At 35.2% G+C, this 14708-nt stretch carries 11 protein-coding genes; 10 read left to right on the top strand and 1 reads right to left on the bottom strand.

The features are described 5' to 3' along the window. Nucleotide 1 precedes the first annotated feature (1 nt). The 5 genes from BMY18_RS05845 (at nt 2) to BMY18_RS05825 (ending at nt 8688) form a co-directional block, all read left to right on the top strand. Nucleotides 2-826: a carbohydrate ABC transporter permease gene (locus BMY18_RS05845; RefSeq protein WP_092451517.1), complete on the top strand. Its 825-nt coding sequence runs from the start codon at nt 2-4 to the stop codon at nt 824-826. 93 nt (nt 827-919) lie between these two features. Continuing rightward, on the top strand, nt 920-2230 hold the full coding sequence (locus tag BMY18_RS05840; protein ID WP_170841315.1) for an ABC transporter substrate-binding protein: 1311 nt from the start codon (nt 920-922) through the stop codon (nt 2228-2230). Between the two features lie 464 nt (nt 2231-2694). After that, nucleotides 2695-6678, top strand: a complete 3984-nt coding sequence (locus BMY18_RS05835; RefSeq protein ID WP_092451513.1) for a glycoside hydrolase family 30 protein — start codon at nt 2695-2697, stop codon at nt 6676-6678. Between the two features lie 155 nt (nt 6679-6833). Further along, nucleotides 6834-7628 carry a carbohydrate-binding protein gene (locus BMY18_RS05830; protein WP_092451511.1) on the top strand — a complete coding sequence of 265 codons (795 nt, stop codon included), beginning with the start codon at nt 6834-6836 and terminating at the stop codon, nt 7626-7628. 16 nt (nt 7629-7644) lie between these two features. Continuing rightward, complete coding sequence (locus BMY18_RS05825; RefSeq protein ID WP_092451509.1) at nt 7645-8688, top strand: aldose epimerase family protein; 1044 nt, start codon at nt 7645-7647, stop codon at nt 8686-8688. A 36-nt stretch (nt 8689-8724) separates the two neighbouring features. Here BMY18_RS05825 and BMY18_RS05820 read toward each other — a convergent pair whose 3' ends face one another. Beyond that, nucleotides 8725-9642, bottom strand: coding sequence for an AraC family transcriptional regulator (locus tag BMY18_RS05820; protein WP_092451507.1), 918 nt, complete (start codon nt 9640-9642; stop codon nt 8725-8727). 202 nt (nt 9643-9844) lie between these two features. Between BMY18_RS05820 and BMY18_RS05815 the strand changes: the two genes are divergently transcribed. From BMY18_RS05815 to BMY18_RS05795, 5 genes are all read left to right on the top strand, one after another. Further along, a complete protein-coding gene (locus tag BMY18_RS05815; RefSeq protein WP_092451505.1) occupies nt 9845-11095 on the top strand; it encodes a galactokinase in 1251 nt (416 codons plus the stop codon). Continuing rightward, nucleotides 11085-12587, top strand: a complete 1503-nt coding sequence (galT, locus tag BMY18_RS05810; protein WP_092451503.1) for a UDP-glucose--hexose-1-phosphate uridylyltransferase — start codon at nt 11085-11087, stop codon at nt 12585-12587. The genes BMY18_RS05815 and galT overlap by 11 nt, the downstream gene beginning before the upstream one ends. Nucleotides 12588-12731: 144 nt before the next feature. Next, the gene (rhaM, locus tag BMY18_RS05805) at nt 12732-13043 is read left to right on the top strand and encodes an L-rhamnose mutarotase (protein ID WP_092451501.1); all 312 of its coding nucleotides are present in this window, start codon (nt 12732-12734) and stop codon (nt 13041-13043) included. A 192-nt stretch (nt 13044-13235) separates the two neighbouring features. Continuing rightward, nucleotides 13236-13970 (top strand): hypothetical protein, encoded by a 735-nt coding sequence (locus BMY18_RS05800; RefSeq protein ID WP_092451499.1) that lies wholly within the window; start codon nt 13236-13238, stop codon nt 13968-13970. Between the two features lie 106 nt (nt 13971-14076). Further along, complete coding sequence (locus BMY18_RS05795; protein WP_092451497.1) at nt 14077-14694, top strand: helix-turn-helix transcriptional regulator; 618 nt, start codon at nt 14077-14079, stop codon at nt 14692-14694. Nucleotides 14695-14708 lie beyond the last annotated feature (14 nt).

The following is a 14708-nucleotide window of genomic DNA, read 5'->3' as shown; positions in this document are numbered from 1 at the left end:
CATGATTAAACAGATAATGAAAAAATCCATACGAATACTAATAAATACATTGATTATAATCATTTTCTTTGTCCCATTCTATTGGATGATTCTTACGGCAATTAAGACCGTACAGGAAACAATACAGTTTCCACCCTCTTTCTGGGTGAGTAATCCACAATGGGAGAATTTTGTAACAGCATTTAAAGCAATTCCGTTTATGAAATACACGGTAAATAGTATTATAGTTTCAATCAGTGTAATGGCATTGCAGTTTTTAACGGTAATTCCGGCAGCCTATGCATTCGCACGACTTAAATTTAGAGGAAAATCATTCTTATTTGGTTCTATTTTAGCAACTATGATGGTTCCAAGTCAGCTCGTTTTTCTTCCTATATATCTGATGTTTAGTAAATGGGGGTTGATCAACAATTATCTGAGTCTTATTTTACCATTCGCAACGAGTGCATTTGGGATTTTTATGATGAGGCAAAGCTTCATGCAGGTTCCAGAAGAAATAGTGGAAGCTGCGAGATTGGATAAGGCCACCGAATTAAAAATAATAACAAAAATCATGCTACCTGCTGCAAAACCAACCATATTTATGCTGGCATTGTTCAGTTTTATCTCAACCTGGAATGATTATTTTTGGCCGCTTATAATTACAACAAATAATAATGTACGTACGCTACCAATAGGTATCAGCAGTCTTAGAATGGTAGAAGGTGGAATTACCTATCATATTGTTATGGCGGGAAACCTTTTGTTAATTATTCCAATTATCATTGCGTTTTTCATTGCACAAAAACAGATTATCCGGGCTTTTACTTATACCGGTGAAAAATAAAGCAGGAAACTGCATCGCATTAAATGGAAATGTTGCAAAAAATTGTTATGCGAAAAAGCGCGCACAAATAAGCGCGTACAAATGGAGGATATTATGAAACGATTACTTTCTTTAGCCCTCATCCTTACGATGGTGGGTACCTTATCAGCATGCGGCACACAAAAAAATGATGAGACGGTTATTAATGAAACTGTTCCAAAAACCGAAGATGTCTTAACTTCACCTGTTACAATTGATTATTGGTATTGCTTTACGGATACCGTTGAGAAATACAATCTCGACAAAGTTGCAGAATTTAATAGTACCATTGGAACACAACTTGGAATTACTGTAAATGCAGTAAATCAACAAGATTACACTACTGTAGGACAGAAACTTCAGGCGGCAGCGGTTGCTGGAAATACGCCTGCTGTAGTACTTATGGGCGTTGATCAGACACCATTTGTGAATGATAATGTTTTACTTCCCCTGGATGGTTATATCAAAAGAGATCAAGTAGATATGAAAGATTTTCAGGAAGGCTTTTTAGCAGAATCTTATTTTAATAGTAAATGCTATTCTATTCCATTTTTAAAAAGCACTGCAGTTATGATTTATAATAAAACAATGTTTGATAAAGCAGGTCTTGATGGTACAAAAATGACAACATGGAATGATTTTAAAACATATTCAACAACACTTCATAGTAAATTAGGTGTATATGGTGTAACTACATATTCATGGCCATGGATTCTGGACAGCTATTTAAAATCATATAATTCAGGTTTACATAATAGTGACAATACCACTACAAATATTAACAGTACACTTACAAAAAACTTTACACAAATGTTCTTGGATTTAAAGCAAAGCGGATCTGCCCATTTAATTCCACAGGCAGAATATAATAATATATATACAGAATTTGCAAGTGGGAAAACGGCAATGATCCCAATGTCTACAGGTGCCATTGTTTCTCTATCAGCAATGGGAACAAAATATGGATTTGAAGTTGGTGTATCGTTTATGCCAAAAGGAGATATTGATGCGACTGTAACCGGAGGTGCTAATTTAGCCATCACTACAAAAATCAGCGATGCCCAAAAAGAAGCAGCTTGGCAATTTGTAAAATTCATGACAAATACAGATAATTCAGCTGCAGCTACAATCGCTACAGGTTATCTTCCAACTAGAATCAGCGCAAATTCATCTGCGGCACTAACAGCATTTATCGCTAAAGTACCACAGATGCAAGTGGCAATTAATCAGCTGGTAAATGCAAAATCCTATGCAACTGTTGGAACTGAAGAAAACCGCACAATCTCTACAGCAATAGAAAATATCTGGATCAGTGATGCAGATTTAACGAAAACATTGCAGGAAGTTGAACCCAAAATTAATACTTTAATAAAAGAGGCTAAATAGTTAGAATATTAATTGACCTCGCATCAAGGGTATATATTAAGCTACAATTATAAAAAAGAAAAATAAAACACCCTATATGAACGTTTAATTAAGTTCATATAGGGTGTTTTGGGCTTTGGAATTAGATTCATAGCATCTTTTTTTTCGTTGATATTCAATTTAGATATTAAAGCAATTTTTCTTGTATAAATATAAAAAATATATAAAAAATATATTAAAAGTATATGAAAATAGTGAAAAAATATATGAAATAGTAGTCTATTATATGGTATTTGATTAATAAAACAAAGATAAGAGAATTTATATATGAAAAATGTGGAAAAATACATTCAAAAAAAAGTTATAGTTGTTAAAATTAACACGTATAGACCATTAATTAACAATATTTTATGAATACGACAAAATGGAAAGAGGTGATTAGAAATATACTAATATAATTTAAAAAATTGAGAGAGGGTAAAAAAATGAGAAAAATGAAAATGAGAAATTTGTTAGGTAAGCGTATTATGGCATTGGTACTTAGCACAGGTTTAATCGTTTCTGGTATACCTGCAATTGGAACAAGCACAGTGGAGGCAGAAACGCTCACTACTATTTATGCTGCAGCGTATCAGGACGCAACTGCTACAAAACAAACAACACTGCCAGCAGCAGTTGATGTCAATGGAACAAGCACGAGTGTAAAATGGAGTTGGCCAAGTACCAAATTTGCGGTGCCTTTTGATACCGTTGAGGTAACAGGACAAGCAGGAAATGACGTAGTAAAAGCACAAGTAGAAGTGATTCCAAAAGCGGAAAACGAACTTGTGTATTTTGTGGATGCCAGCCGAGATAGTGGCAAAGAGTCCAAAGCGTTTGATTCAATCAAGGCTTTGAGCACAACAATAAAAAATACCGTTGCCGATCAGATATATAACGATACGGATAAATGGGGAAGAATTGGAACTAATTTTAGAGAAAAAGGAACAAGTAATATAGCTGTTACAAAAAAAATAGAGAGTGGATGGTACAGTAGCAGTAAAACAGAGGCACTTACCTATCAGCTTTATCTAGAGGCAGGTGAGTATACACTTGGGGCAGGTTTACATGAGTGGTGGAATGGCCGAAGTGTGAACTACGTACTGAGTGGTAATGGCATGATGAGCGTCACTTCGCAGACTGCAACTGTATCTGGTGTTGGAAGCTCTGATGTGAAGCTTACACATTTCACAGTAGCTTCTGCATGTACGGTTACTATGAAAGTGCAAAATATTAATGCCACAGGAGAGGCTCCAGCGCTTAGCTGGTTTTCTGTAGCAAAAGGAACTGTGACTCTTCCAAATATAACAACACAATACGGCGAAGTGGTCGTAGATGGAACTGATGTGGTAGCAGCAGCCCAAAATGTCAATGGACTAACCTACAAAGGGTTTGGACTACTCAGTGGTAACAGTACGAGTAACCTTTTGATGGATTATAAGGTAGAATCTCCAGAAGTATATCAGCAAATGATGCAGGTGTTGTTCGGTGGTAAACATCCACTGATGAACCATGTAAAAATGGAGATGGGCAACGATGGAAATAACTCTACTGGTGCAGATGCATGTACAATGCGTTTAGAAACCGAAGAAGCGGATGCTTCCAGAAGTCCTGGATTTCAACTGGCAGCGGATGCAAAGAAAATCAATCCAGATATAAAAGTCAGTTTCCTAAGATGGGGAATGCCAACCTGGGTTGCGAGTGCATGGAACAGTGATCGCACCGGTGCAGGATATGAAGCAATGTATAAATGGTATAGCCAAACAGTATTTGATGCTTATGAAAAATATGGATACATAGTAGATTATATCAATCCGGATACCAATGAAACATCTAATCCTGATGAAGATTTTATCAAATGGTTTAAAACAAAATTAACAGAAGAAAAAGATTTCCCAAGTTATATGGATGCAGCAGCACAAAAAGCATATAACAGCATTAAAATCATTGCGTCTGATGAAAATACCAGCCTAAATATTGTGCCAAGCATGAGAGCTGATTCTGCATTGTATAATGCTGTATCTGCTGTTGGTTTCCACTATAGAGCAGGTGATACAAATTCAACACGTGATTATCGTACAATGGCAGATGTTGACGACAAAGAAATATGGTACAGTGAAGGCTGCGCAACATTTAGTTATTCAGAGTATCAGGAAAATAAAACAATCGCTTATGGTGCTGGCACTATTGGTGGATTTCAGAGTCCATTAGCGCTTGCTGATAACTTTATTAAGAGTTTTGTATATTCACGCAAGACCCATTATATTTTTCAGCCGGCAGTCGGATCTTTTTATGAAGGTGCACAGTATGACCACAAAGAACTGATCAGTGCAAGAGAGCCATGGGCAGGTTATGTACATTATGACCCAATGATTTATTTATTGGAACATTTTTCAAAATTTGCTGTGACTGGTTGGGAAAATGAAGACAATACGGCAGGTATTTGGCGTGTAATTCCAAGTGCCAGTGCAAATAATTCCAGCGGTTCAGATCATTTGACAAACGAAGCAGGCAATCCAAGCTATATGACGCTTGCAGCACCTGACAAAAAGAATTTTTCTGTTGTAATGGTAAATAACAGCAGCAAGACGCAAAAATATAGTGTCAAAGCGCAAAATATGGATATTGCAGACGGCGCACCTATGGAAATCTGGGAAACAAAGACAGATAGTTATATGCAATATATTGGTGAGGCTGGATACAGCAATGGTTATTATACTGTAACAGTTGAGCCATATTCAACAGTTACCTTAACAACCCTTGACTGTAATAAGGATGCGCAGTACACGAATCCTTTGCCAGAATCAAACGAGAAAGCAGTACTAGATACGGATGCTTCAGGTAAAACTCTGGATACAACTGATAACATTTTGTATGCAGATGATTATAATTATGACGAATATAATGATTATAGTGCCTATGGTAAAGATTATCTAACAAGTCGTGGAAATGAACCACGAAATACCGTAGACTTTAGTGGTGCTTTCGTTGTAGATAACGGACAGTTGAAGCAACTGCTTAATAACAGTGTTAGCCAGTGGAATAACAATACGCCCAATAGTGTTGTTGGTGATTTTCGCTGGATGAACTACAAGGCAAGCATAGATGTAACTGTAGGTGTTGGATATGCAGGTTTGAATATCCGCCAACAGACAGGTATGGGATTTGAAGGAAGCGGATACAATCTGAGTATTACCAAGGATGGTATTTGGACATTAAAGAAACATAGTACTGTTGTGGCAAGTGGCACAGCTACTAAAAACGATGCGGGGACCTACAAGCTTGCATTGGAAGGAAAAGGAGCAGTTATAAGCGCGTGGGTTGATGGGGTTTTGGTGAATGCCTATACGGATTTGAATCCAGAATACTTTGGCCGTGTAAGATTGGGCTGTAGTTGGAATGAGACTACCTTTGATAATCTGCTTGTAGAAAAAGTGGATGGATATGAGCCTTATGCTACCGAATTAATTGACAATGCTTCTGATGAAGTCACCTATGATGGTACATGGGATATTCGTGTTGCAGGTAACGGCGCTAGCAGTAATGACTGGTACCGTTCAACAAGTACTACCGCTACACCAGGTTCAAGTTTTCAATTTGATATGTCAGGGGCAGGATTTGCACTCCTGGGTGGAAATGATGGTTCTGCGACATTGGATATTAGTGTGGATGGCAAACAGGTAGCTACAGATGTTACCACACAATCCAGCAACCAGCATTATTCAACTTATATTCAGGATGGTTTGAAGAACAGTGCACATACGGTTAAGGTTACTGTGAAATCAGGAAATTTTGTACTAGATGCCATTGATATTCTACCATCAGGAGAAATGGATAAAGCGCAACTCGACGAATTAATTCAGAAAGTTGAAAATACAAAATATATAGATACTATGTTTGAAGACAAATGGATACCATTTACTACAGCGTTGCAAACTGCTAGGGACGTATCAGCCAATGTAAGGGCTTCCCAGAATGAAATTGACGCTGCCTACACTGCATTGAAAGCAGCAGCAATCGGAATTGTAAACCCCAATAAACTAAAAGAAAAAATGGAGAAAGCAAGATCAATTGATGCTAGTCTATATACAGATGAAAGTTATGAAAAAGTGACGATGGCGTTGAATGATGCAAATTCAGAAATTAATAATGAAATAGTGATACAGGAAAATTTAGATGCGACGGGAACAGCATTGGAAAAAGCAATAGCTGAACTTGTAAAGAAAACTCCTATTTCGGAAGCTACAATAAATGAGCCAAGTACTCCAAGCAGTGAAAGCACTGCCGTAGAAAATGGCATAGCAACCGGGGACACAACGATGGTAAGTACAATAATTGTGCTTGGGGTTGTATCTGCATTTATTTTGGCATCATTGGTTTTGGTGTCATTTATCAAACGAAAAAAAGCAAGAAATATTAATAGTAAATAAAAGAATTTCATATGAGATACAAAAAAGGTATAAACAAGAGCACTATTGATTGCAGAAATACAGTTAATAGTGTTTTTGTTCCTTTTGACTTTGTAAAGGCAATGCGTTAATATAGTTGTATCGATAAAAAAGATAAAGTTATGGCAAGGAGAAATATGGCATATTATAATATAATAATTAAAAACAAATTAGGTAAGAGGATGTCTGAAAAATCACAGGAGGATCAATGTTGTCTCGTGTATAAGGATGCATATTTGCATGATGATACGATTACATTTGAATCTTCGGAGAGTGGTATTTATGTTGTGGTATCAGTGGATGATGCAATGGAAAGTTCGTTTGTATTTATGAAAGATAAATCGTTTGAATATAAAATCCCATTTGATGAAAATAAAGTATCATATTCACCGAAATCATTTGCAGGGAATATACATTTGATTAAGATCAGGACAGCGACAGAAGAGGAAATATCAAGATATAGGAATTTGGCGGTTAACAATTTGGATCAGCATGTCAATACTGTAATGTTTCCACATGCTACGGCAAATGTTGAAACCAGAGGGGAAGCAGTTTTTGCAGCAAGAAATGCCATAGATGGTAATAGAGAAAATTCCTCGCATGGAAACTGGCCATATGAATCATGGGGAATTAATATGCAAGATGATGCCGAATTTAAAATTGATTTTGGAAGAACAATTGTAGCAGACAAAATTGTATTGTATACGAGAGCAGATTTTCCACATGATAATTGGTGGACGCAGGTGAGATTTTCTTTTTCAGATGGAACACAGATGGAATTTGATATGGAAAAATCATGTAAGCCGCATATATGTGAATTTGCGCAGAAGAAAATCGAGTGGATAAAAATTGATAAATTAATAAAATCAGATGATCCTTCCATGTTTCCAGCGCTGAGTCAGATAGAAGTGTATGGAAAAAACGAATATTAGGAGGTATGTGTTTATTATGAATGTAATTGATTTTGGAGTCACTTCAAAAGGTGAGAAAACAAGTTTAATTATTATAAAAAACGAAAAAGGAACAAAAGTAGCAATCAGTGATTATGGAGCAACTGTTGTAAGTATATTTGTGAACGATAAATATGGAAAAACAATCGATGTTGTACTCGGATATGATGATGCGAAAGGATATGAAGGCAGAAAATCTTTCTTCGGTGCATTTATCGGACGTAATGCAAATCGTATTGGTAATGCACAGTGCTCAATATCAGGAAAAAGTTATAAACTCACTGATAATGATAATGGAAATAATCTCCATGGCGGCTGTGACTATTATGCGAACAGAATGTGGGAAACAGAAAATATAGAAGATAATAGTGTCACATTTAGCTTGCGAAGCCCAGATATGGATCAGGGGTTTCCAGGAAATGTGGATATTAAGGTTACCTATTCGCTTTCAGAAGACGATGAATTCAAAATTAACTATTATGCCGTGAGTGATGCAGATACGATCGTAAATATGACGAATCATAGTTATTTTAATTTAGATGGACATGCGTCAGGGAGTATTTTAAAAGAGAAACTCATGATCGATGCAGATTATTATACGAAGACAGATTCAAAATCTATTCCAACAGGCGAATTAGTTGAGGTTGCAGGAACACCTATGGATTTTAGAACGTTTAAAGAAATTGGACAGGATATAAATCATGATTATGAAGCTTTAAAGATTGCAGATGGTTATGATCATAACTATGTTCTGAAAAATAATAGTCAACTCTGTAAAGTAGCAGCAGTTGTGTCGGATGTGAGCGGTATAACAATGGAAATAATGACTGATATGCCAGGATTACAACTATATACAGCAAATTTTCTTGATCATAGCGCAGGAAAATCTGGCGCAGTATATAATGCAAAAGAGGCTGTATGTTTTGAAACACAGTATTTTCCAGACGCACCACACCATGATAATTTCCTGAGTTCGATTTTGAAAGCAAAAGAGATCTATAATAAAACAACAATATACAAATTTTATGTTTGTAGAATTTAATGAAAAAACGAATGAATTGAATTTAATGAGTATAAGTTATTGCGGTATATTATTCTTGAAATATATTTTCTGATATTCTTTAGGAGTGAAATTTATTAATTTTTTAAATATTTTTGAAAAATAACTAGTATTTGAAAAGCCTGTTGCACAAGCAATCTCAGTAATCGTCATGTCTTTTGAGATTAAAAGCGGCAGGCTTTTTTCTATGCGATAATATAGAATATAATCAAAAATTGACTGGTTTGTATGCTTCTTGAAAAAACGACAGCATTCGCCTTTGCTTAGATTTGCCGCGTTTCCGATATCATCAAGGGTGATCGTTTCATCATAGTGTAGATGAATATAGTCAAATATTGCTTTTAGATGCTGGATTTTAACAGTGCTTGCCAAGCATGCTGCATCTGATTGCAAAATCGAATAGTTCGATGCATATTGGTAGATAGCGATCCATACAAGTAAAAGGTGGTGTTGAATTTTGAGTTCATATCCATCTTTTTTCTTTTGGTTTAAAGTATAGATTTTTTTGATATGTGAAAGAATACTTTTATTATCAGGGTTATCGCAAGTGAAATGAAAGGAACTAAACATTGTGTTGGAAACAACTGGCGTTATGTATTTTGTTTGGATGGTACTTGATTCAAACCCATAGATAATACGTGGGTTAAAGGCAATTGAGATATATTGACAGTCATTATGATTGTGCATATGTCCGGCGTGAAGTGCGTTGGAATTACAAAAAACTACATCACCTTCTCGCAGATGATAAAGGTTCTCATTAATCATGTATTCTATTTCACCGCTTAAAACCAGTGTCAGTTCTATTTCAGGATGCCAATGACATGAAAAAGCACCAGTATCATAACGTGAGAGAATTTCCAGACTAATATCAACAGGAAATTCATAAGTGCCATGTGTTTTTAATTCCTTTTGGTTATTGTTTGTTTTCAGCTGCATAAGGCGCTCCTTTTTCTTGCTATTTTTTGCTTATATCAAGTTTGTGTAAGAATATTTTTAATATATATGATAAAAACGCAATATAGTTATAATAATCACTAATATAGTTGTTGTATAAGAGTATATATCTCATTATAATCATAATTAGAGAATAATCAAATGGTTTTTACTCAAATAGTTTTTGATGCTTAAGGAGGGTTTTATGAATCATATTAATTTATTGAATGAATTTGTGGATAAGTTTGGAGAGGGTGGAGATATTCGTGGATATTTTACACCTGGAAGAGTGAATCTAATTGGAGAATATACAGATTTTAATGGCGGATATGTCTTTCCATGTGGCTTGACAATGGGAACCTATATGGTAGCAAGAAAAAGAGCAGACAGAAAGCTGTATATGTATTCCATGAATTTTGAAAAAAAAGGAGTGGTACAGTCTTCACTTGATGAATTTGTGAATGGGTTAGAAAAGAATTGGACAATGTACCCAAAGGGTGTTATGTGGGCTTTTGAAGAGAAAGGCTATCCACTTACTTATGGCTACGACTTTCTAGTGTATGGAAATATACCCAATGGCTCTGGTTTATCATCCTCAGCATCACTTGAGGTGTTAACAGGAATTATGCTGAAGGATATGAATGGCACGAAGGATATTGATAGCAGGAATGGCATTGATAACAGTGATTCCAATGATGATATTCATGGGATATCACTTCAAGATATTGCGCTAATCGGACAGTTCGCAGAAAATAAATATGTAGGCGTTAATTGCGGAATCATGGATCAGTTTGCAGTAGCTATGGCAAAAAAAGATTATGCAATATTTCTGGATACAAACAATCTGTCATATAAATATGTACCTTTAAAGTTGGGCAAATATAAAATCGTTATTATCAGCAGTAATAAGAAGAGAAGTCTTGCTGATTCGAAATATAATGAAAGAAGAAGTGAGTGTGAACAAGCACTTGCGTTATTACAGACAAGAAAAAAAGTGAGTTGTCTGTGCGATTTAACAGTGGCTGATTTTAATGAAATCCAAGATGTAATTGCAGATGATATTTTACTCGCCCGTGCAAAACATGTGATATATGAAAATGAACGTACAAAAAATGCAGTAACGGCACTTGAAATTAATGATATTGTAGAATTTGGTAAGCTTATGAATGAGTCACATCGTTCACTTCGTGATGATTTTGAAGTCACAGGGGTAGAACTTGATCTACTTGTGCAAGAAGCCCAAAAGTGTGAAGGTGTAGTAGGTTCAAGAATGACGGGTGCAGGGTTTGGAGGATGTACAGTGAGCATCGTAAGAGATGACTGCATTGATGCATTTATTGAACAAGTTGGCAAAACGTATGAAGAAGAAATTGGCTATAGCGCAGATTTTTATGTTGCCGGTGTAGGTGATGGAGCACACAAAATAGATATCGATGGGGTTAATTATGTTGAATGAAGCAATTAAAAAACTTGTTTTATATGGTGTAGAAAATGGATTGATTCAGAAAACAGATATTGTGTATACAATCAATAGATTACTCGAAGTGTTGCAACTTGATGACTATGAGAATGTCTCATGCGAAAGAGAAGAAAATCTGGGAAAAATATTGGAGCCTATGCTGGATTATGGGATTGATAAAGGATTGATTGCAGAAAATTCAGTTGTATATAGAGACTTATTTGACACAAAAATAATGGGATGTATCATGCCAGCTCCAAGTGTGATAATAAATGAATTCAGGAAAAGATATGAAGACACACCATCAAGCGCAACTGATTATTTTTATAAATTAAGTATGGATAGCGATTATATAAGACGTTACAGAGTCTCGAAAGATATACGTTGGATAAAGCCAAGCATATACGGCGAAATTGATATGTCAATTAATCTTTCAAAGCCGGAAAAGGATCCAAAAGCAATTGCTGCTGCACGTTTTATAAAAAGTAGCGGATATCCACAATGTTTGCTCTGCCGTGAAAGCGAAGGTTACGCAGGAAGACTTAATTATCCGGCAAGGCAGAATCACAGAATTATTCCATTGAAAATGAATGGTGGGGATTGGGGACTTCAATATTCCCCATATGTTTATTATAATGAACATTGTATCGTGCTAAATTATAAGCATATTCCTATGTCAATTGGAAGGCAGACATTTGAAAATCTATTCGCATTTATTAGACAGTTTCCTAAGTATTTTATTGGCTCAAATGCAGACCTTCCTATAGTAGGTGGCTCGATACTGACTCATGATCATTATCAGGGTGGTTGTTATCAATTTGCCATGGAAAAAGCGCCTGTTGAAGAAGAATTTACGATCAAAGGATTTGAAGGTGTAACGGCTGGAATTGTAAAATGGCCATTATCAGTGATTCGCTTAAGAAACAGTAATTGTGATCGAGTAATTGAACTTGCGACACATATTTTGGATACTTGGAGAGGGTATACAGATGAAGCTGCATTTGTATATGCGCAAACAAATGGCGAACCTCATAATACAATTACACCAATTGCCAGAATGAATGGTGAGGAATATGAACTTGACCTTGCAATGCGAAATAATATAACGACTGAGGAATATCCACTTGGTGTATATCATCCACATGAACAATATCATCATATTAAGAAAGAAAATATTGGGTTGATAGAAGTGATGGGACTTGCGATTCTTCCATCAAGACTAAAAGATGAATTGGAAATCCTATCGGACTATATACTAGGTGGAAACATTTCAGAAATTAGAAATGATAGCGCAGTTGAAAAACATTACGAGTGGGTGAATGAATGGATTTCAAACTACAATGATCTGAATGAAGAAAATATAATGGATATATTGAAAAGAGAAACAGGAAACGTATTTGTTAAAGTGCTTGAAGATGCCGGAGTATATAAGTGTACTCCAGAGGGCAGAGAAGCTTTTAGAAGATTTATAAAAACACTTAGTATTTAATAGTATTCATGTTACAAAATGAAATATTTCTGCTTATATAATATAATTACGTTGACGGAAAATGATGCTAAGTGTAATATGACTATTAATGATTCAAAAGTATTTTGTTCAAGCAAAACACAGAAAAGGAGATAAGATTAAACTATGATAAAAGGGTTTAAGATGAAACTTAATGATGGAATGGCAGCAGAATACAAAAAGAGGCATAATGAGCTTTGGCCTGAAATGAAAGATATAATTCATAATCAAGGTGGGAAAAATTATAGTATTTTTCTTGATGAGGAAACCAATATTTTATTTGGGTATATCGAAATAGAAAATGAAGAACGGTGGAATAAGGCTGGGAAAACAGATGTAAATCAAAAATGGTGGGATTTCATGGCATCAATTATGGAGACAAATGAGGATAATAGTCCGGTTAGTAAAGATCTAGAGTTGATGTTTCATCTTGATTGAGTGGAAGATTAAATCATTCCATGAAAGCTACTAGATTAACAGACAGAATGATTAAATTTGCGCAACTGATGGAAATACTACTACTCGATTACATTATGGTGAGTAGTGATAGCCATCAGTTTTTTTGATAGTTTATTAATTCAGATATAAGAGCAATTCATTTTGAAAACAAGTGCGGAAAGGAATTCATCTATGAAGAAAATAATTAGGCGTCAGTATCGGGCTTCATTGAAGTCGGAAATAAATGAAATCGCTTTTTTACAAGCAGCCAATCAATCCAAACAGGAAGCATGCGCTGCAAGAAAAAACGATAGAGTATTGACCTGTGGGATGTTTCGTTATAAGCAAATGGTTTTTTTATATATGGAATTAATAATAGACGATGTGCATCCTATATTAGATGACAAACACCGCATAATAGATGATAAGAATCCCATAATAGATGACCAATATCCCATAATAGATGATCCATCGATATGGTTCCCAAAACTGACAGAATTTTTGTGTAAATGGCCTCAGATGGACAAGGAAAAAGAGTGGGTAGAAATGTTTCCTGTATTTTGGTTTGATTCTCCAGTGAGTATAGAACAGTGGAAAAGAAAGCAAAGTCCAGATAAGAGATGTGGAAGGATTGCAGTATTGTATCCGGATAAGCTGCTTTCATATATCTGCCATCATCAGGCAATTGCGCAGGAAGGTTTGCTCAAAGGTGACAGATACCAAAGTATTGCCGTTCATGAAAATATCTTATTTTCATATTTCGAGACACCAAGAGACAGGGAAGTGGTTAATATTAAAAGAGTAGATGAAAAGTCATCTGAAATTGAGAAATGGAAGAATGTGGATCCAGTCAGCCATTTTCAGCATTTTCCAGAGGCTAATGGAGACGATTTTATGATTATTTCTACGATATTTGAAATTGGGTAATTTAAAATTGCACTTAGTGGTTGCGAAAAAGAACCTTGAAGTTGGTAGATAATATGTAAACCATTTGATAAACTCATTATAAAATCACTTATAGGAGGCGTCGTGTATGAAACTTTCAGAAAAGATACAATTATTAAGACATAAGAATAGTTATTCACAGGAGAATTTGGCAGAGGTTTGCAATGTTAGTAGGCAGTCAATATCAAAATGGGAAGCTGATATTGCAATACCAGAGACTGAAAAATTATTGATTATAAGTAGGTTATTTAATGTCTCAGTAGATGTATTGCTAAAAGATGAATTAGAAATAGATGCGCTTAAAGATGTTAAAAAATGTGGAAATAGTGCAATAGAAATGACAGAAAATGGAATATATGAAGGCGTGCTCATAAAGGAAAGTATTAATGATGAATCAGTATTGGATTATATTTCAATTAATAAAGTTGAAATATGGAAGACTGCTGGGAATCCAAAGTATTGGACAGTACTATATTTTAATTCAGATAAAGAGGATTTTCCTGAAATTCTCGCTAAAGTAATTATTTCAGATGAAAAAAAGGGCGGAAATTGGTTCGTAGATTTCAAGTCTGGGAATATGAAATATATTGTGTTTAGAAATAAAATACTAAAATATACAATTGGAAATAGTAAGGAAAAAGAAATTGTTTGTGAGGAATGCACAAAATTAGGCATTCCCGATAGGCAGATGAATTGGTCAGAATGATTCAATTAGCATTG

Source organism: [Clostridium] fimetarium (assembly GCF_900111235.1).
Taxonomy (GTDB): domain Bacteria; phylum Bacillota; class Clostridia; order Lachnospirales; family Lachnospiraceae; genus Clostridium_N; species Clostridium_N fimetarium.
This window is presented reverse-complemented; position numbering and strand designations above follow the sequence as displayed.

What these genes read in the sequence shown, in the direction of transcription:
- BMY18_RS05815 (WP_092451505.1), top strand. Translation starts at nt 9,845, where the DNA reads ATGAATCATATTAATTTATTGAATGAATTTGTGGATAAGTTTGGAGAG.
- BMY18_RS05800 (WP_092451499.1), top strand. Translation starts at nt 13,236, where the DNA reads ATGAAGAAAATAATTAGGCGTCAGTATCGGGCTTCATTGAAGTCGGAA.
- BMY18_RS05820 (WP_092451507.1), bottom strand. Translation starts at nt 9,642, where the DNA reads ATGCAGCTGAAAACAAACAATAACCAAAAGGAATTAAAAACACATGGC.
- BMY18_RS05835 (WP_092451513.1), top strand. Translation starts at nt 2,695, where the DNA reads ATGAGAAAAATGAAAATGAGAAATTTGTTAGGTAAGCGTATTATGGCA.
- BMY18_RS05825 (WP_092451509.1), top strand. Translation starts at nt 7,645, where the DNA reads ATGAATGTAATTGATTTTGGAGTCACTTCAAAAGGTGAGAAAACAAGT.
- BMY18_RS05840 (WP_170841315.1), top strand. Translation starts at nt 920, where the DNA reads ATGAAACGATTACTTTCTTTAGCCCTCATCCTTACGATGGTGGGTACC.
- BMY18_RS05845 (WP_092451517.1), top strand. Translation starts at nt 2, where the DNA reads ATGATTAAACAGATAATGAAAAAATCCATACGAATACTAATAAATACA.
- BMY18_RS05795 (WP_092451497.1), top strand. Translation starts at nt 14,077, where the DNA reads ATGAAACTTTCAGAAAAGATACAATTATTAAGACATAAGAATAGTTAT.
- galT (WP_092451503.1), top strand. Translation starts at nt 11,085, where the DNA reads ATGTTGAATGAAGCAATTAAAAAACTTGTTTTATATGGTGTAGAAAAT.
- BMY18_RS05830 (WP_092451511.1), top strand. Translation starts at nt 6,834, where the DNA reads ATGGCATATTATAATATAATAATTAAAAACAAATTAGGTAAGAGGATG.
- rhaM (WP_092451501.1), top strand. Translation starts at nt 12,732, where the DNA reads ATGATAAAAGGGTTTAAGATGAAACTTAATGATGGAATGGCAGCAGAA.